Annotated in this window: 15 protein-coding genes; 11 read left to right on the top strand and 4 right to left on the bottom strand. The window is 70.2% G+C overall.

Annotated features, from left to right (window positions below):
* The first annotated feature begins 230 nt into the window (after positions 1 to 230).
* Together ACT3UF_RS03005 and ACT3UF_RS03000 are read left to right on the top strand one after the other, a co-directional pair.
* Positions 231 to 593 (top strand): hypothetical protein, encoded by a 363-nt coding sequence (locus tag ACT3UF_RS03005; protein WP_441443668.1) that lies wholly within the window; start codon positions 231 to 233, stop codon positions 591 to 593.
* A gap of 138 nt (positions 594 to 731) precedes the next feature.
* Positions 732 to 2261: a DUF3375 domain-containing protein gene (locus ACT3UF_RS03000; RefSeq protein WP_442331775.1), complete on the top strand. Its 1530-nt coding sequence runs from the start codon at positions 732 to 734 to the stop codon at positions 2259 to 2261.
* Positions 2262 to 2405: 144 nt separating this feature from the next.
* On the opposite strand, the gene ACT3UF_RS02995 is transcribed toward ACT3UF_RS03000, so the two are convergent.
* Together ACT3UF_RS02995 and ACT3UF_RS02990 are read right to left on the bottom strand one after the other, a co-directional pair.
* Positions 2406 to 2774: an MGMT family protein gene (locus ACT3UF_RS02995; protein WP_441443670.1), complete on the bottom strand. Its 369-nt coding sequence runs from the start codon at positions 2772 to 2774 to the stop codon at positions 2406 to 2408.
* A 117-nt stretch (positions 2775 to 2891) separates the two neighbouring features.
* The gene (locus ACT3UF_RS02990) at positions 2892 to 4613 is read right to left on the bottom strand and encodes a hypothetical protein (protein WP_444608003.1); all 1722 of its coding nucleotides are present in this window, start codon (positions 4611 to 4613) and stop codon (positions 2892 to 2894) included.
* 162 nt (positions 4614 to 4775) lie between these two features.
* Here ACT3UF_RS02990 and ACT3UF_RS02985 point away from each other — a divergent pair, with 162 nt between their 5' ends.
* From ACT3UF_RS02985 to ACT3UF_RS02945, 9 genes are all read left to right on the top strand, one after another.
* Positions 4776 to 5465, top strand: a complete 690-nt coding sequence (locus tag ACT3UF_RS02985; RefSeq protein WP_441443672.1) for a DUF4194 domain-containing protein — start codon at positions 4776 to 4778, stop codon at positions 5463 to 5465.
* Positions 5466 to 6136: 671 nt separating this feature from the next.
* The gene (locus ACT3UF_RS02980) at positions 6137 to 7129 is read left to right on the top strand and encodes an ABC transporter permease (protein ID WP_444608002.1); all 993 of its coding nucleotides are present in this window, start codon (positions 6137 to 6139) and stop codon (positions 7127 to 7129) included.
* Positions 7130 to 7133: 4 nt separating this feature from the next.
* The gene (locus tag ACT3UF_RS02975; RefSeq protein ID WP_444502205.1) at positions 7134 to 8144 is read left to right on the top strand and encodes a carbohydrate ABC transporter permease; all 1011 of its coding nucleotides are present in this window, start codon (positions 7134 to 7136) and stop codon (positions 8142 to 8144) included.
* A gap of 7 nt (positions 8145 to 8151) precedes the next feature.
* The gene (locus ACT3UF_RS02970; RefSeq protein WP_444502204.1) at positions 8152 to 8754 is read left to right on the top strand and encodes a YesL family protein; all 603 of its coding nucleotides are present in this window, start codon (positions 8152 to 8154) and stop codon (positions 8752 to 8754) included.
* A 79-nt stretch (positions 8755 to 8833) separates the two neighbouring features.
* Positions 8834 to 10444 carry a hypothetical protein gene (locus ACT3UF_RS02965; protein ID WP_444502203.1) on the top strand — a complete coding sequence of 537 codons (1611 nt, stop codon included), beginning with the start codon at positions 8834 to 8836 and terminating at the stop codon, positions 10442 to 10444.
* Between the two features lie 232 nt (positions 10445 to 10676).
* The gene (locus tag ACT3UF_RS02960; protein WP_444502202.1) at positions 10677 to 11720 is read left to right on the top strand and encodes an ABC transporter substrate-binding protein; all 1044 of its coding nucleotides are present in this window, start codon (positions 10677 to 10679) and stop codon (positions 11718 to 11720) included.
* Between the two features lie 9 nt (positions 11721 to 11729).
* Positions 11730 to 12725, top strand: coding sequence for a FecCD family ABC transporter permease (locus tag ACT3UF_RS02955; protein ID WP_441443678.1), 996 nt, complete (start codon positions 11730 to 11732; stop codon positions 12723 to 12725).
* Positions 12722 to 13807 (top strand): FecCD family ABC transporter permease, encoded by a 1086-nt coding sequence (locus tag ACT3UF_RS02950; RefSeq protein ID WP_441443679.1) that lies wholly within the window; start codon positions 12722 to 12724, stop codon positions 13805 to 13807. Before ACT3UF_RS02955 ends, ACT3UF_RS02950 begins: the two co-directional genes overlap by 4 nt.
* Before the next feature lie 10 nt (positions 13808 to 13817).
* On the top strand, positions 13818 to 15812 hold the full coding sequence (locus tag ACT3UF_RS02945; protein WP_441443680.1) for an SIP domain-containing protein: 1995 nt from the start codon (positions 13818 to 13820) through the stop codon (positions 15810 to 15812).
* 127 nt (positions 15813 to 15939) lie between these two features.
* Here ACT3UF_RS02945 and ACT3UF_RS02940 read toward each other — a convergent pair whose 3' ends face one another.
* Together ACT3UF_RS02940 and ACT3UF_RS02935 are read right to left on the bottom strand one after the other, a co-directional pair.
* Positions 15940 to 16686, bottom strand: coding sequence for an SDR family NAD(P)-dependent oxidoreductase (locus tag ACT3UF_RS02940; protein ID WP_441443681.1), 747 nt, complete (start codon positions 16684 to 16686; stop codon positions 15940 to 15942).
* The gene (locus tag ACT3UF_RS02935) at positions 16679 to 17383 is read right to left on the bottom strand and encodes an IspD/TarI family cytidylyltransferase (RefSeq protein WP_441443682.1); all 705 of its coding nucleotides are present in this window, start codon (positions 17381 to 17383) and stop codon (positions 16679 to 16681) included. Before ACT3UF_RS02935 ends, ACT3UF_RS02940 begins: the two co-directional genes overlap by 8 nt.
* Positions 17384 to 17419: the final 36 nt, after the last annotated feature.

Below are 17419 nucleotides of genomic sequence, written 5' to 3'. Positions count from 1 at the left end.
GGTCGGGGTCGGGGCGTCCGCCGCGGATGCCACCACAAATGTCAGGATCTCCTGACGGCTGCAGTGTCAGGATAGCCTGACGGGGCGGGCCGGGTCGAGACATGCAACGGCCCGGCGGATCCCGTCGGTTGCATGTCCCGATAGCCGCACCTCCGGTCCGCAAGAACCTGCCCGCCGACGATCCCGGCCGCAGCGGGGACGGGGCGGGCGGGTCGCTCTAGACTCGGGCCATGCGCGGACCAGGCGGGACCTCCGAGATGCACTGCGGCTTCTGCGGGCTCCCGAGCACTCGGGAGCGTCCTCTCCTCGGCGGACTCGGCGTGATGATCTGCGGTGACTGCGCGCGGGAAGCGGCCCGTTCCTTCGAATCCGGCACCGAGGTCGCCACGGTCGCCTTCGAGCAGTTCACCGAGGAGGAGCTGACCACAATGCTCCGCGGGGTCACCCGGCAGCGCCCTCAGCTCGAGCGCTTCCAGGCAGACCTGGTCGCCTACATGCGAGAGCGAGGCGCGTCATGGGAGTCGATCGGCGCCGGGCTCGGCGTCGCCCGCCAATCGGCATGGGAGAAGTTCAGGCACGTCGAGGGGCGCTGACCGCGAGACCGCGGACCGACTCGACGTCGTTGCCACGCTGCGCGCCGCGCCCACCGAGGCCGGAATCGGCCCCACCTCACCGCCGGCCTCCCTGTCCGCTCCCGGGACCGCCGGCCGGCGACGCTAGACTCTCCCCTCGTGACCACGACTGAGCCGAACCGGTGGACCGACCGCCGCAGCGATGCCGTGTCCGCGCGCAAAGAGACGTACGAGCAGCTGCGCCGGGCCAGCACCTGGCGACTGCTCGCTGCCACCAAGGCGCCTGCCGTCCTGGCCATCCTGCAGTCCACCTTCCCCGCCGGTGACCGTCGGCTCCCGCGCAGCGAGCTGATCGCCCGCGTCGGCGCGCACCTGCCCCTCCTCCACGACGATGAGATCCCGGAGGCGCCGGAGCTCGAGGCGGAGAGCCGCATCGGTCGCACCGCCGCGGAATACGTCGACGGCTGGGTGCGCGAGGGCTATCTGACCCGCCGCGATGACCCGCAGCGCACCGAGACCACCTTCGAGCCGTCCCCGGCGACGATCGACGCGATCCAGTTCATCGCCTCGCTCGAGGAACATCGGCCCACCACCACCGAGTCCCGCCTGCAGCTGGTGGTCCAGCAGTTCGAGCACCTCGCGCAGGAGACCGAGACCGACCGCGATGTGCGCCTGGCCGACCTCCAGCGCCGCCGGGAGCGGATCGAGGCAGAGATCAGAGACCTCGCCGAGGGCGAGCTGATGCTGCCCAGCCCCGAGGTCTCGGGCGACCGCCTGCGGGACATCCTGCAGATCGCCGCGGAGCTCTCCGGTGACTTCCTCCAGTACCGGGAAGATCTGCGAGCCGTCGATCTGCGGCTGCGCGAGCAGATCCTCTCTCCGGAAGGCTCGCGCGGCGAGATCCTCGAGCAGCTGCTGGCCGGTGACGACCTGCTCGGTCAGTCCTCGGTGGGCCGCACCTTCACCGCCTTCTTCCGGATGCTCAACGACCCGGTCCAGACCCGCACCGCGCAGGAGCTGGTGGACCGGCTGCTCGAGCGCGACTTCGCCCGCTCGCTGGGACGCGACGAGCGCGAGAAGCTCGCCAACGTGTTCAGCGACCTCTACGACCCCGCGCAGGAGGTGCTGGACGTCAAGACGGAGCTGTACCGCTCCCTCGCCCGCTTCGTGCGCTCCCAGGACTTCCGCCAGCACCGGGTGATGCTCGAGGCGCTCCAGGAGGCGCAGGGCATTGCGCTCGCGCAGAAGGACCAGGTCCCCACCCGCACTCCGTTCCCGCTCGAGCTGGACCTCTCGCGGGTGCTGATGAACTCGGTGTCCCAGCATCGCCTCAAGGACCCCACCGACCCCGGCGCCCCCGCAGAGGCCGAGGTGCACGACGCCACCTCGCTCAGCGTCGAGGTGCTCGCGGACCTGGTGCGCACCAACGACATCGACATCGTGGGCCTCACCGGCGACATCAACGAGGTGCGCGGCCTCTCCGGCCAGGCGTCGATCGGCGACATCCTGCGCGCGAAGCCCGCCGATCAGGGACTCGCCAGCGTGATCGGGCTGATGTTCCTGGCCACCCAGCATGCCCAGGAGCGGGAGGGCTCCACCGAGGTCGTCAACTGGCGGGAGCTCGATGGGAACGACTACGCCGCGAAGGTGCCGGCGTTCTACTTCCTGGGCGACGTCCCGGTGGAGTGACCCGGGAGCGCTTCCCGAGGAGTCTCCCTCCGCTAGCCCATCCCCTCTGAGCTGTCGCTGCGCGGAGGTCGTGGCGACAGCTCAGAGGGGATGGGCCCCTCGAGTCGGCCTCCACGCCGCGCGGGAGGCTGCGAGGAGCGGTGATCACGCCTCGTCGAGCTCCGCGAGGAGGGCGCGGGACCGCTCCCGCAGCTCCTCCAGATCTGCGCCGAAATCCGCCATCCGGCAGCCGCGACCGTGCGGCGCCACCGCGATGCCCTCGGCCTCCCAATGGGGGAGGGCCCGAGCCAGCAGAGGATGGTCGCCGGAGGCGCTGGTCACCCGCCACCAGGGCACGCCAGAGCCCCAGGTGCGCATGATGCGACCCACCAGGCGGGGGCCGACGCCGACGATCGCGCCGACCTCGCCGTAGGCCGCGACCTGCCCGGAAGGGATCGACTCGACCACGCGCAGCACCCGCTCGACGGTGATGTCGTCCATGCGGGAACGCGCGCGCGGGGGTCCGGTGGGCATGGATGTCAGTCTGGCACGGCCCTCACGACCGACGGCGGCCCGGGACCTCGAGAAGAGGTTCCGGGCCGCCGTCGGTGGGTTGAGGCTGCGCGAGGGCAGGCTCAGTGCTCGCGGTGCTCAGCCGCGGTGCGTGCCGTCCTCCGCAGAGCCATTCTCCGCAGAGCGACCGTCGGCAGGGCCATCCTGCAGCGGGCGGTCGAGCGGATCGCCGTACTCCGGCGCCCTCGGTGGCAGCTCCCCGTTATGCTCCTCCAGCCGCTGCTGCTGCTGGAAGAACGGATCCTGCTCATCCCCGTGCTCGGGCTGGGCCGCACTGTGGTCCGACCGGCCAGCGGTGTCCTGCGGCATCGACCCGTCCTGCACGCGCGAGTCCCGTCCGGCCAGGTGATCCTGGCGGACGTCCTGCTGAGCGCCCAGCTGGTCATGATGACCGAACTGCTGGTCATCCTGATGGCGCTGGCCGTGCTGACCGTGCTGATCGCGCTGATCGTGCTGCCGGTCGTGCTGGCCGAACTGCTGATCGGCCGGCGGGGTCTGCTGTTCGCCGTACGTTCGCGAGTGCCCGAACTGCTGCTCCGCGGGCGGGGTCTGCTGCTCGTACGAGTGCTCGGCACCTGCGGAGTGCTCCTGGCGTCCCGTGCGGGACACGTCGGAGTGCTGCTCGAAACGGTCCTCGTTGACGGGGCGGCCGAAGCCTCCATCAGAACGCGGCTGGTCGTGGTCATGTTCTCCGGCCGCGCCAGCGCCCATGCCTGCGGCGGCTCCTGCGCCAGCACCTGCACCAGCTCCTGCAGCGGGGCCGGCTCCAGCACCGGTGCTCGTATCGGACGAGGTCCGGGGATCGGTGCCTGCCCGGTTCCCATCCACCGCGTGAGTCTCAGGGGTCGATGCGGCGGCCGGAGTGCGGTCCGGTGCATCGCCGGTCAGCGGCTCCTCATGAGCCGGGCGCGCTGCGCGACGACCATGGTTCGCGCCGCGGGCACCGGCGTCGTCAGTCGCAGTGCCGTCCTCGTGATCGGCGGCTCCCGCAATACCCGCGCCAGCCGCACCGGCGCCGACAGCACCAGCTCCGACGGCGCCCGCTGTTGCAGCACCGGAGCCATGGCGATCATCGCTATCACGGCGGTCGTGCGCTGCATGATCGGGATCTCGCGTCGTACGACCATGGTCCGCAGTCCGGTCCTCGCGGACACCCTCGCGCCCATGGTCGGGCTGTCCGTTCACGCTCTCACGGTGCGCATCGTGGTCACGGCCCGCGCCGTGCTCGCTGTGCTCGCGGTGTTCGCGATGCTCGTGGTGATCACGGCCGTCACGGCTGTCACGGCTGTCATGACCGTCATGCCGGTCATGGTCTTCGCGAACGTTGCGGCCGTCGTGATCGTCGCGATGCTCACGGTGAGCGTCGGTCGCCACGGCGGAGCCGTCACGGTCGCGCCGGGGGGCGTCGTCGGGGGTGTCGGGATCAAGGCGGTCAGCCTCGGCGAGGCGCTCCTGCACGGTGCTGCGCTCCTGATCGACCTCGGCGCGCTCTCGCTCCACTTCCGAACGGCGGCGTTCGGCGGCCAGCTGCTCCTGCTCGGCCTCCTTGGCCTTCCGCTCGGCTTCCAGCCGCGCGCGGTCAGCCTCGAGCTCGGTCTCGCGCACCTTCAGATCGCGCTCCTGGACCAGCTGCTCCTGCTTCGAGGCCTCGTCCCGCAGCTGCGCGGCACGCCGCCGGTCCTCCTCCTGCTGCTGCGCCTTGCGACGCTTCGAGGCCATCACTCCCACCGCGATCAGCACGATCACGAGGATGATCGCCAGCACGACGATCCCGATGATGACGGGCGTGGACAGTTCCATGGTCGGCTCCTTGCGGTCGACTCCTCCGCACGGATGCACGAAGGTCTTCCAGCGTGTAGGTCGATTGCACCAGATCTGAGCCCGCCATGGGGGCATTTCCCGCCGACTGTCATGACGGGCGGCGCGGAATCGACGAATCCCGCCCCGGTAAGGTACGTGGTCGTGAGCAGCTCCGTAACCCGCACCGATGCCGACGTCCTCCCCCAGGCCGAAGCCGGCAGCCCTTCCGCCTCCGGCACCGCCTTGGTCGACGAGTCCCGACGGGTGCTCGTGCACCTGCTCCAAGGACCCTTCCTGGACGGTCGGCGGGACGCCAACCGCTACGCCCAGCTGTTGCGTGACCGCGCCGCGATCGAATCCCGGCTGGCGGACCTCTTCCTCGAGCTGATCGTCGACGATGACGCTCAGGTCGCCTTCGTGCGCCAGAGCGAGGACGATCCTGATGCGCCGAAGCTCCTGCGCCGCCTGACCGGCATGAATCGCCTGGACTCGGTGCTGCTGCTGGTGCTGCGCCAGATGCTGCTGACCCAGTCCTCGCGCGGGCAGCGCACCGTCGTCTCCGAGGCGGAGCTGCAGCAGGCGCTGGCCGCCTACCGCCGCACCACCTCCACCGACGAGGCTGGATTCGCGAAGGAGGTCCGGGCCTCGATCGCGAAGGTTCAGCGCACCGGTCTGCTGGACGAGCAGGGGGATGACTACGAGGTCTCTCCCGTGCTGCGCCTGATGATCGGCCCCGATACCGCGCGGGAGTTCATCGCCCTGTACCGCGAGGCAGGGGTGAGCGGTCTCGAGGACCCCAGCGATGACACCGAGGACGACCCCGAGGACGAGGCTGCCGAGACGAAGGCCTGACCCTTCGGTCGGCCGGTCGGCCGGTCACTCGGCCAGTCAGCCAGTCAGCCAGTCGGCCAGTCAGCCGGTCAGCCGGTCAGCCGGTCAGCCGGTCAGCCGGTCAGCCGGTCGGCCAGTCGGTCGGTCGGGCGTGTCGCGGCGGGGTGCCGCGCAGTGCCGGACCTCGAGTCGCTGGGTGCCACTGCCGAGCGGCTCGAGGGCGACCGTTCACGCCCTGTCGCCGCGCCGCGCGGGCCATGGTCCTCCCCGCTGCGCTCCTCTTCTTCCCGCCTCAGCCCGCCCGGCGTCTCCCCGCACTTCCCGGTGTCGCCCCGGCCCTCCCGCGCCTCTGCGCACCTCCCCGCGTCGCCCCGCGGGGCGCTCTTGCGCGCTCTTCTGCCGGGTCGACGATGAACAGCGGGTGTATATGAAAGGCCATTTCATAAAACCCTCTTGTTGAGCCGACTGCTTCATGGAATAACTGTCGTAGCAGGTCAGTGGGGTGCCGCCGTGCCCGGTTGCGGGAAGGCGGGCCCTCGCGACGTGCTCCCCAAGGTCGCCATGCGGGTGAAGATCCTCGCCTCGGTCCGCGGCCTCACGGGAGCGCTCCCACGCCTGCTGATTCCCCGTGGAGAGACGCGTTCGGGAGACGAGCGCCGAGCAGGAGGCAGTCCAGTGAGAGGACCCGAACGATGACCGCGCCACCGGTGGCCGCAGCCACCGGAGCGCCGGAGGTGGAGCGGCCACCGGCTCCGGGGGGACCGGTGGTTGCGGCCCCGCGGAGGCGCCGTGCCCTGCGCGCTGTGCGCAACAGCTGGCAGCTCTATCTGCTGGTCGCTCCCGCCGTCGTTTTCTTCCTGATCTTCAACTACGTCCCGATGTACGGGGCGCAGATCGCCTTCCGCGATTTCATCGCCTCCGACGGGATCTGGGGGAGTCGCTGGGTGGGTCTCGAGCACTTCGAGCGCTTCTTCGACTCCTACTACTTCTGGCGCCTGCTGCGGAACACGCTGATCCTGAGCCTCTACCAGCTGGCCCTGTTCCCGCTCCCGATCATCCTGGCGCTCTCCCTCAACGAGGTGAAGAACCACCTCTTCAAGCGATTCGCGCAGACGCTCACCTACGCGCCGCATTTCGTCTCGCTGGTGGTCGTCGTCGGCATGCTGTTCGCGTTCCTCGATCCGCGCCTCGGGCTCGTCAACCACCTCATCGAGCTGGTCGGCCTCGCACCGATCCAGTTCATGCAGGATCCGGGCTGGTTCCGGCATCTCTACGTGTGGTCGGGGGTCTGGCAGTCCCTGGGCTGGAGCACGATCATCTACCTGGCGGCGCTCTCCGGTGTGAACCCTGAGCTCCATCAGGCCGCCCAGGTCGACGGCGCGAATCGTCTCCAGCGGATCCGACACGTCAACATCCCGGCGATCATGCCGACCGTCGTGATCCTGTTCATCCTCGACTTCGGCAGCTTCATGGCAGTGGGCTTCGAGAAGGCCCTGCTGATGAACAACTCGCTCAACGCCGAGGCCTCGGACATCATCCAGACCTTCGTCTACGAGACCGGGCTCCTGGAGGGGCAGTACAGCTACGCCGCGGCCGTCGGGCTCTTCGACTCCGTCATCAACATCCTCCTGCTGGTCGGCGTCAATCAGCTCGCCCGCCGTTTCTCAGAGAACAGCCTGTGGTGATCCCGTGACCTCCTCCCCTTCCCAGAGCCCGCAGGCCCTGCAGAGCCCTCAAACCGTGCAGAGCCCGCAGGCCGTGCGGAGCCCTCAGTCGTCAGGGCCCGGCCCCGCCTCGCGGCGCCCGAAGCGGCGCCCGCTCACCTCTCGCGAGGATCGCTGGTTCGACCGCCTCAACACCGTCTTCCTGCTCGCAGTGGTCGCCGTGATCGGGTATCCGCTGTGGTTCGTGCTCATCGCCTCGGTGAGCGATCCGCATGCCGTGCAGACGGGCCAGGTGTGGCTCTGGCCGGTCGACCTGAACCTGGACGGCTATGCGCGGGTGTTCTCCCAGGGGTCCATCTGGACCGGATACCGCAACACCGTCATCTACACGATCGTCGGAGTTGCCCTGCACCTGCTGATCGTGCTGCCCTGCTCCTACGCGCTCTCGCGGCGGAATATGGCGGGCCGCACCGGGGTGACCTGGTACATCCTGATCACGATGCTCTTCTCGGGCGGCATCATCCCCACCTACCTGGTCGTCAAGGACCTGGGCATGCTGGACACCATCTGGGCCGTGGTGGTGCCGGGGGCGGCCGGGGCCTGGTCGATCCTCGTCGGCCGAGCATTCTTCACCCAGAGTGTCCCTGAGGAGCTGGCCGAGGCGGCGACCGTCGACGGCGCGGGTGACATCCAGATCTTCCTGCGCATCGCGATTCCGCTCTCCGCACCGATCATCGCCACGCTCGCCCTGTTCCATGGGGTCGGGCTGTGGAATGAGTACTTCAAGGCGCTCATCTACCTCTCCGATCGGGACAAGTACACCCTCCAGCTGGTCCTGCGCGAGCTGCTGGTGGTCTCGCAGGAGACCTCCCAGGGCGGGGCGGGTGCGGCCGGCTCGCTGATCGAGCAGCAGCGACTGGCCGCCCTGATCAAGTACGCGGTGATGATCGTCGCTTCGCTCCCGCTGCTGGTGATCTACCCCTTCCTGCAGCGCTTCTTCACCCAGGGCGTGCTCGTCGGCTCGGTCAAGGGGTGAGGGCGCGATGCTGACCCGCCTCGACGGCGCCCTGCACTGGCTGGTGCGGCTGGTGTGGCTGAACACCTGCTGGCTCGGGCTCACAGCGGCCGGCGGGATCGTGCTCGGCGTCGGCCCCGCCACCTTCGCCGCGCTCGAAGTGGCGCAGCGCTGGATGCGCGGCGAGAGGGACCTGCCCATCGGCCGCGCCATGTGGCAGCAGTGGCGCCAGGGCTGGCGGCTCACCAACGCCGTCACCCTGCTCGCCCTCACGCTGTGCGGAGCCCTGATCGTCACCTGGTGGCTCTCGCGCGGCCTGCCGCCCGTCCCGGCCGCACTCACGCAGGGGCCTGCGCTGCTGGGCCTGCTCCTGATGGTCGCGCTGATGCCGCATCTGCTCTGGATCGCAGGGCGGGAGGTCGACGGTGCCCCGCCGCGCCTGGCCGTCGTGTTCACCGCGGCGCTCGCGGTCGGCCTCGGGCGCCCCGTGCTGACCCTCTGCCTGCTGGCTCCTCTGATCGCCTGGCCGATGGCGCTGATCGCCAGCGGCTGGCCGGGACTGCTGCCCGTCTGCGGGATCAGCATCCCTCTCGTGGCCGCCGCCTGGTGCCTGCGGCGCACCTTCCCCTGAACCTGCCACCCCTCGACCCCACAAACCCTGAACTGGTCACTCGCCTGGTTCAGTCACGTCCCGAAAGGATCCCTGCACCATGTCCCACCACCCCTTCACCCGCCGTGCCGCGCTGGCGTCAGGCGCCGCCCTCGCCTCCGCTGCGGTCCTCGCCTCCTGCGGCGACGACAGCGAAGAGATCGACACCCTCGACCAGATCGAGAACCCCGACGAGAACATCACCCCCGAGGGCATGCCGATCGCGAACGAACTGATCACGATCGACTTCCTCAGCGCCCGCCCCTCGACCACCGCAGAGGACTGGAACGAGGTCTCCGTCATCCAGGCGACCGAGGAGCTCACCAACGTCCACATCGACTTCGGCCTGGTCCCCCAGGATGGAGCGACCGAGCGCCGCAACCTCGTGCTGAGCAGCGGCGACTACCCCAGCGCGTTCTACCGCACGGGGGTCGGAACCGGGGACATCGCCACCTACGGGGAGCGAGGCACCTTCATCGCGCTGAACGATCTGCTCGAGAAGCACATGCCGAACCTGACCGCGCTGATGGAGAAGAGCCCCCAGATCCGCGAGGGGCTGACCTTCCCGGACGGGAACATCTACTCCACGCCCCAGATCTACGACCCGAGCTTCCTGGGCCTGCGATACATGTTCAAGCTCTGGGCCCGGCAGGACTGGCTGGACCAGTTCGGCATGGCCGTGCCCGAGACGACCGAGGAGTTCCAGGCCTATCTCGAGGAGTCCGTCAACACGATCGACGGCGCGATCGGCCTCACCGACCCCGTGAACCTGGGAGAGACCTACCCGACGCTCTACGGCGCCTTCGGGGTGGCGAACCAGGGCACCGCCGGGGGACAGATCGATCTGGATCCGGACACGGGGAAGGTGCGCTACTTCCCCATCACCGACGGCTACCGCGAGATGATGGAGTACCTCAACGGGCTCTACAGCAAGGGACTGATCCCGGCAGACATCTTCTCCTCGGACCGGGCGACCTTCACCGCCCAGGGCAGCGAGGGGATCGTGGCCGCCTGCGGGACGCCCGCCCCTGCCGGATACTTCGGCGAGGTGGGCGAGAAGTACGTCGTCGTGCCCCCGCTGACCCGCAATGCGGGGGAGACCCCGGTGTGGCATGCGGTGCGCTCCGAGCTCGCCTCGATCTGCCACTTCGTGATGACCGACCGCTGCGAGCATCCCGTGGCGCTCGCCCGCTGGATGGACTACTGGTACAGCGAGGAGGGTGCTCGTCAGTTCTTCCTCGGCAACCAGGGGGACAGCTGGGAAGAGGTGGGCGGCGAGTACAAGCTGCTGCCCGAGATCACCGAGGGGCAGTCCGTCGATGACGGCCTCAAGCCGCACTCGATCTTCATGGGCGGCAGCTACCCGGGCTGGGTGACCGAGCGCTGGTTCGGGGGTGTGGAGAGCATGCCGCAGGCCATGGAGAGCTCGAAGGCCATGGAGCCGTACGCGATCCCCGAGGTGTGGTCCGCCTTCACCTTCACCCCGGAGGAGTCCGACGTGCTCGGCACCGTCGGCACCGAGATCGGCAAGTACCTCGGCGAGGCGCGAGCAGGCTTCATCACCGGCCAGCTGCCGCTGTCCGAGTGGGGCACCTTCGTGGAGACCCTCGAGAGCATCGGGCTGAGCGAGTTCTTGGAGATCCAGCAGACGGCGTACGACCGCAGGCAGTGACCCGGCCCCCGGGCCTCCCTGCACAGGGCGGCCCGGGGTGCGCGGACGGAGCGGCCCCGGGGTCTGCGGCCAGCGTGATCTGGCTCGCTTTCCCGGGGTCGCCCCGTGCCTGAGCGGTCCCCAGCGGAGAGCTCTCGCCCCGGACGGCAATTGCGCACCATCGGCATTACGGAATAAGGTCAGGCTCGCCTAACCACCGGTTCCCGGTGGTCTCGAACCTGGAGGACCCGCTGTGAAGCTTTCCCGCCGTGCACTCGTCCTAGCGGCGCTCGCCGTCCCCGCGCTCGCCGCCTGCTCCGGGGAGGCAGGGACCAGCACGGCTCCCACCGCGGGCGGCGGCGCGGCCGACGGGTCCTTCCCCGTCACCCTCACCCACCTCTACGGCGAGACCGTGATCGAGGCGGAGCCCGTCACCATCGCGACCGTCTCCTGGGTCAACGCCGACACCCTGCTCGCGCTCGATGTGGTGCCGGCCGGGATTCCGACCGTCACCTGGGGCGGCAACGACAACGGCTCCACCGACTGGATCGATGCGAAGCTCACCGAGCTCGGTGCCGACTGGGGCACCGAGAACGCCCCCACCCAGTACGACGAGTCCGACGGCATCAACTACGACGAGATCGCGGCGCTGCTCCCGGACCTCATCATCGCCGCCTATTCCGGCCTCACCGAGGAGGAGTACACGCAGCTGAGCAAGATCGCGCCGACCATCGGCCCGCTGGCGGCGAACTACACCGCCGGCTGGGAGGACGTCCTGACCGCCGTCGGCACCGCCACCGGTCGCTCCGAGCAGGCCACGAGCCTCGTCGAGCAGATCACCGCGGATCTCGCCGCCGTCGGCGAGGAGAACCCGGCCGTCGCGGGCGCCACCTTCATCGCCGGCACCCTGGGCCTCGCGGACAACTCGATCAATCTCTACGTCGGCGAGGACACCCGCCCGCGCTTCTTCACCGCGCTGGGGATGACCCAGGCGGAGGTCATCGACGAGAACACCCCCGGGGCGGACAGCTTCTACCTCGAATGGTCCGCCGAGCGCGCCGACGAGCTGGTCTCAGACCTCTTCTACACCTGGGCCGCGCCCGGCACCACGGTCGAGGACTTCCAGGCGAATCCGCTGTTCGCGCAGATCCCCGCGGTGGCCTCCGGCGGGGTGGTGCTCACCGACGACGACCACCTCACGCTGTCGATCTCCGCAGCCAATGCGCTGAGCCTGCCCTGGGCGCTCGAGCACCTGGTGCCGTCCATCGTCGAGACCGCTCAGCACGTCCGGGGCTGAGCAGCCACGGTGCGACGCTCCACCCCGCTGGCGATCGCCGGAGGCCTCCTGGCCCTGGCGATCGCCAGCCTGCTCTCCCTCATGATCGGCGCCCGCACCGTCGCCCCGAGCACCGTGTGGGATGCGCTGACCGCCTACGACGCAGGCTTCGCGGACCACGCCGTGATCCATGCCCGGCTGCTGCGCACCGCCGCCGGGGTCGCCGTCGGTGCGGCGCTCGCCGTGGCCGGCGCCGCGATGCAGGGAGTGACCCGCAACCCGCTCGCGGACCCCGGCATCCTGGGGATCAACGCAGGCGCCACCACCAGCGTGGTGATCGGGGTGTTCCTCCTGGATGCATCCGCCGTCGCCGAGTTCATGGTGCTCGCCCTGATCGGCGCCGCCGTCGGCACCGTCGTCGTCTACGCCGTCGCCTCGCTCGGACGCGACGGCGCCACCCCGGTGAAGCTCGCGCTCGCCGGGGCGGCGGTCACCGCCGGTCTCGGCTCGGTGATCAACGCACTGGTGCTTCTCGACGACGCGTCCCTGGACCGGCTGCGGTTCTGGCAGGTGGGCACCCTCGGCGCCCGCAGCCTCTCCGATATCGCGGTCGTCGCGGCGCTGATGGCGATCGGGGCGGTGCTGATCACGGGGACCACCGGTGTGCTCAACGCCCTCGCCCTCGGCGACGACGCCGCGGTGGGCCTCGGCGTGAGGGTGGCACGGGCACGGATCGTGCTGGGGATCGCGATCATCCTGCTGTGCGGGGCGGCGGTCGCGCTCGCCGGGCCCGTCGGCTTCCTCGGCCTGGTGGTCCCGCATGCCGCACGGCTGCTGGTAGGCGGCGACTACCGGCGCATCGTCCCGCTGTGCCTGCTGGGCGGCCCGGTGCTGATCCTGCTGGCCGACACCGTGGGCAGGGTGGTCGCCCCGCCCGCCGAGGTGCAGGTCGGCGTGATGACCGCCCTGATCGGAGTGCCCGTCTTCGTGGTGCTGCTGCGCACCCGGCGGCAGGTGGGGCTGTGAACGCCGCTCCCGCTCCCGCTCCCGAGCCCGCGCCGCGCGCCTCCCGCCCGGGCCCCGGCTCCCGCCCGCGCTCTCCCGGCCGTTCCCGCCGCACTGCGCTGACCGCCCTGGTCGCCGGGGTGATCGTGCTGGCCCTGGTCGCGGCCCGCGTGCTGCTGGGCACCCCGATGGTGCCGCTGGACCAGGCGCTGCGGGTGATCGGCGGCGAGGCGATCCCCGGCATCTCCTTCATCGTGATGGAGAACCGCCTGCCCACCGCGGTGGTCGCGCTGCTGGCCGGCATCGCCTTCGGGCTCTCCGGCACCATCTTCCAGACCCTGCTGCGGAACCCGCTGGCCAGCCCTGACGTGATCGGGGTGACCCTCGGCGCCTCGGCCGGGGCGGTGATCGCGATGAGCTTCTTCGAGACCGACGGCCGCGCGCTGTTCTGGTTCACGCTGCTGGGCGGCGTGCTGACGGCGCTGCTGATCCTCGCGGTGGCCGGAGCGGGCCGCCCGGGCGCGACCGGCGCGGTGGACAACCGCTTCGTGCTGGTGGGCATCGGGGTCGCCGCGGCGCTCAGCGCCCTGGTCTCCTACCTGCTCACCCGGCTCACCCTGCAATCCGCCGGGGACGCGATGCACTGGCTGGTCGGCTCGCTGTCCACCTCCACCTGGGACCGAGTGGTGGTGCTCGCGATCGCTCTGGCGGTGCTGCTTCCGGTCCTCGCACTGCTGGTGCCCCGGCTGCGGATCCTGCAGCTGGGCGATGAGACCGCCACCGGGCTCGGCCTCGCGGTGCCCCGCACCCGGATCTGGCTGATCATGGTCGCGGTGATCCTCTGCGCGTTGACGGTCGCGGTCACCGGCCCGCTCTCCTTCGTGGCCTTCCTCGCCGGGCCGATCGCCCGGATGCTCGCCGGCCGGCCCAGCTTCGTGCTGTCCGCCGCCGTCGGCGCCGTGATCGTGCTGCTCGCCGACATCGCCGGCCAGAACCTCTTCGGCTCCACCGAGCTGCCCGCCGGAGTCATCACCGGCGCGCTCGGTGCCCCGTTCCTGCTGTGGATGCTCACCCGCACCACGTTCTCCGGACCCGGAAGGTGACCTCGCCACGATGGCACTGATCGAGACCCGCAACCTGCACCTGGCCTATGACCGTCGGGACATCGTCCGCGACCTCAGCCTGAGCCTGCCCGAAGGGCAGATCACGATCATCGTGGGCGCCAACGGCAGCGGGAAGTCGACCCTGCTGCGCGGGATGTCACGCCTGCTCACTCCGCGCAGCGGCACCGTGCTGCTGGACGGCCGTGATCTCCATTCCCTGCGCGGCAAGGAGCTCGCCCGCCGCCTCGGCCTGCTCCCGCAGACTCCGATCGCCCCCGACGGCGTCACCGTGAGGGAGCTGGTCACCCGCGGCCGCTTCCCCCACCAGGGCCTGTTCCCGCAATGGTCCGACCAGGACGAGCTGGCGGTGGCCGAGGCGCTCGCCGCCACTCGCACCGACGCGCTGCAGGACCGGCTGCTCGAGGAGCTCTCCGGCGGGCAGCGCCAGCGGGTCTGGATCGCGATGGCGCTCGCCCAGCAGACGGAGGTGCTGCTGCTGGACGAACCCACCACCTACCTCGATGTCACCCACCAGCTCGAGGTGCTCGACGTGGTCAGGGACCTGCAGCGGGAGCGCGGCACCACCGTGGGGATCGTGCTGCATGACCTGAACCTCGCCGCGCGCTACGCCGATCACCTGGTCGCCATGCGCTCCGGCGAGATCCATTCCCAGGGCACGCCGGCCGAGGTCATCACCCGCCAGATGGCGCATGAGGTCTTCGCCCTGGATGCCCACATCGCCCCCGATCCGGTCACCGGCACCCCGATGGTGCTGCCGCTGGGCCGTGACCGCACCGCCCCCGGTGCACACCACCACCACGAGGAGGACCCCATCTCGACCACCGCCGAGACCGCCCCGACCGAGACCGCCTTGAGCGCGACTGCCCCTACCGCGACTGCCCCGACCGAGGCTGCCCCGACCGAGACTCCCGCTGCGACCGACACGCGCGTCTCCGCCCTGGACCACAGCTCGATGCTCGCCTTCGAGCTGGAGGTCGCCGCACGCCGCAGCCTCGGCCCCTCGCTGGTGCGCTTCACCCTGACCGGCCCTGAGCTCGAGCACTTCGGCACCAACTCCCATGTGCTGGACCTGCGGATCAAGCTGATCATCCCCGGGCCTGCCGCGAGCGCAGACCACTTCGCCCCGGTGCGTCCCGGTGCGCTGCTCGACCCCGTCATCCACTCCGACTGGTACCGCAGCTGGCTGCAGATCGATCCCACCGACCGCGGCTGGATGCGCACCTACACGGTGCGTGAGCATCGCGCCGCCGGCCATCCCGGGAACCACACCGCGAACCCCGAGATCGACATCGACGTGGTCCTGCACCTCGACCCCGTCGAGGTCCCCGGCCAGGGCGTCGCCGCCCGCTGGGCCCGGGATGCGAGGGTCGGTGACACGCTCACGATGCTCGGTCCCAACCGGCATCTGGTGGGCCCCGAGTACGGCGGCATCGAGTTCCGGCCCGGCACCGCCCGCACCGTGCTGCTGGTGGGCGACGAGACCGCGCTGCCGGCCGTCGGCTCGATCCTCGAGGCGCTGCCCGCCTCGATCAGCGGTCACGCTCTGCTCGAGGTGCCCGAGGCCGGTGACCAGCAGCAGCTGCTGACCCGCTCCGGGGTGCAGGTGACCTGGCTGCCCCGCGAGGGCCGCCCGCACGGCGAGCTGCTCGACGCCGCGGTGCGGGAGCTGATGAGCGCGAACGCCCAGGCATTCCGGGGCACGGCGGGGGATGATCCCGCAGCGCCTGAGGGCTCCGCGGGGGCCGATGGCTTCGCAGGGGCCGACGGGTCCGCTGCAGCCGCGTCACCGGAGCTCGAGGACGTCGACGTCGACGAGACCATGCTGTGGGAGACGACCACCGGGCACGGCGCCTTCTACGCCTGGCTGGCGGGGGAGGCCGGGGTGATCAAGACCCTGCGCCGACACCTGGTCAGCGAGCTGGGGCTGGACCGGAAGCAGGTCTCCTTCATGGGGTACTGGCGCCTGGGCCGGCCCGAGCACTGAGCGGAGCGGACGCGAAGAAGACGCAAGAAGACCCGGCGAAGAGGCGGCGAAGACGCGGAGGGGACGCAGAGCGGAGACGGAGCGGACGCGGGCTGCCCTGGCCGCACCGGCCGCACCAGCACCCGCCTCACTGCCGCACGATGATGTTCTCCGAATCGATGTAGGCGCCCACCGGGGAGGTCAGCGCGCCGATCACCTCGGCGACATGCTCGGGCTGCATGATCGTGCGCGGATCCTCGTCCGGGGCGAGCACGCGCCGCAGCTCGGTCGCGGTGCGCCCGGGGGAGATGCACGCGACCCGGGTGCCGTAGATCGAGAGCTCCTCCCGCATCACCTCGCTCATGGTGATCAGCGCGGACTTCGACGCCGAATAGGTCAGCCAGCCCGAACGCCCGGTGACCCCGGCGGTGGAGGCCACGTTCACGATCAGGTCGAAGACGTTGCCGCGATTGAGGAGAGTCTTCACCAGCAGGAACGGTGCATAGAGGTTCACCTCCATGGTGCGCTCGAAGTCCGGCATCCTGACCTGCTGCAGCGGCACCGGGTTCGTGTAACCGGCGTTGTTCACCAGCAGATGGATGTGGCCCACCTCGTCGTAGAGCCGCTTCGCGGCGCGCTTGAGGGCGGAGCGGTCGCCGACGTCGAGCACGCAGGACAGGAAGCGGGTGCTGCCGTCATCCTCCTCGCGCAGCAGCCCGGCGGCCTGGTCGAGGTCCTCGGCGCTGCGGGAGACGAGGATGATCGTGGAGATGTCCGGCTCCTGCGCGAGCCGGCGGGCGGTCGCCAGTCCGATCCCGCGGGAGGCGCCGGTGATCAGGGCGGTGCGGCCGGGAAGCTCTGGCTGAGCACTGCGCGCGGTGGTCTGCTCAGACATCTCGATCCCTCTCTCCCTGCAGCAGCACGGTGGCCATGCGGACGTCGGTCGGGGAGGTCACCTTGAGGTTGGTGTCGCTGCCATCGAGGAAGTGCACCGGGAAGCCGGCGTCGGCGACCAGGGTCGCGTCCTCCGTGTACTCGATGCCCTCGGACAGGGCCTTCTCGTGGGCGGCGACCAGATCGGTGCGCCGGAACTTCTGGGGCAGCTGCACATTGCGCAGCCGGTCCCGGTCCAGCGAGCCGGTGACCTGGTGGGTCTCGGGATCCACGGGCGCGACGGTGAAGGGGATCGGTGACATCAGCGCGACGTTCTGCCAGGGCGAGTCGATCAGGCGCGTGAAGTCCGCGGCGGTCGCCAGCGGGCGGGCGGACTCGTGCAGGAGGATCTGGTCGTACTCGCAGTGCGGGAGCATCTCGCGCACCGAGGAATGACGCGTCGGCGCTCCCGGCACCAGCGTGATCGGGGTGGAGATCGCGTAGGCCTCGAGCACCTCCTCGATCTCCTTCCGCCAGCCCTCGGGGAAGTTCACCACGATCTGCCCTACCTGCGGCAGGCGATCCGCGGTGACCAGGGTGTACACGAGGATCGGGATGCCGCGCAGCTTGAGCAGCTGCTTGGGCTGTCCCGCTCCGACCCGGGCCCCCACCCCGCCGTTGAGCAGGACCAGCGAGAACGTCGCAGCGGCCGTCGTCATGGGTGTCTCCTCTCTGCTGGTGTCATCTCTTCTGGT

This window comes from Brachybacterium sp. AOP24-D1-21 (assembly GCF_052378665.1).
In the GTDB taxonomy this organism is placed as follows: Bacteria; Actinomycetota; Actinomycetes; order Actinomycetales; family Dermabacteraceae; genus Brachybacterium.
The sequence above is the reverse complement of the archived record's forward strand: the minus strand, read 5'-3'. Positions and strand labels throughout refer to the sequence as shown.

Coding starts and splice junctions, on each gene's coding strand:
- ACT3UF_RS03005 (WP_441443668.1), top strand. CDS start 231: ATGCGCGGACCAGGCGGGACCTCCGAGATGCACTGCGGCTTCTGCGGG.
- ACT3UF_RS02995 (WP_441443670.1), bottom strand. CDS start 2,774: ATGCCCACCGGACCCCCGCGCGCGCGTTCCCGCATGGACGACATCACC.
- ACT3UF_RS02990 (WP_444608003.1), bottom strand. CDS start 4,613: ATGGAACTGTCCACGCCCGTCATCATCGGGATCGTCGTGCTGGCGATC.
- ACT3UF_RS02980 (WP_444608002.1), top strand. CDS start 6,137: ATGACCGCGCCACCGGTGGCCGCAGCCACCGGAGCGCCGGAGGTGGAG.
- ACT3UF_RS02970 (WP_444502204.1), top strand. CDS start 8,152: ATGCTGACCCGCCTCGACGGCGCCCTGCACTGGCTGGTGCGGCTGGTG.
- ACT3UF_RS02965 (WP_444502203.1), top strand. CDS start 8,834: ATGTCCCACCACCCCTTCACCCGCCGTGCCGCGCTGGCGTCAGGCGCC.
- ACT3UF_RS02945 (WP_441443680.1), top strand. CDS start 13,818: ATGGCACTGATCGAGACCCGCAACCTGCACCTGGCCTATGACCGTCGG.
- ACT3UF_RS02940 (WP_441443681.1), bottom strand. CDS start 16,686: ATGTCTGAGCAGACCACCGCGCGCAGTGCTCAGCCAGAGCTTCCCGGC.
- ACT3UF_RS02935 (WP_441443682.1), bottom strand. CDS start 17,383: ATGACGACGGCCGCTGCGACGTTCTCGCTGGTCCTGCTCAACGGCGGG.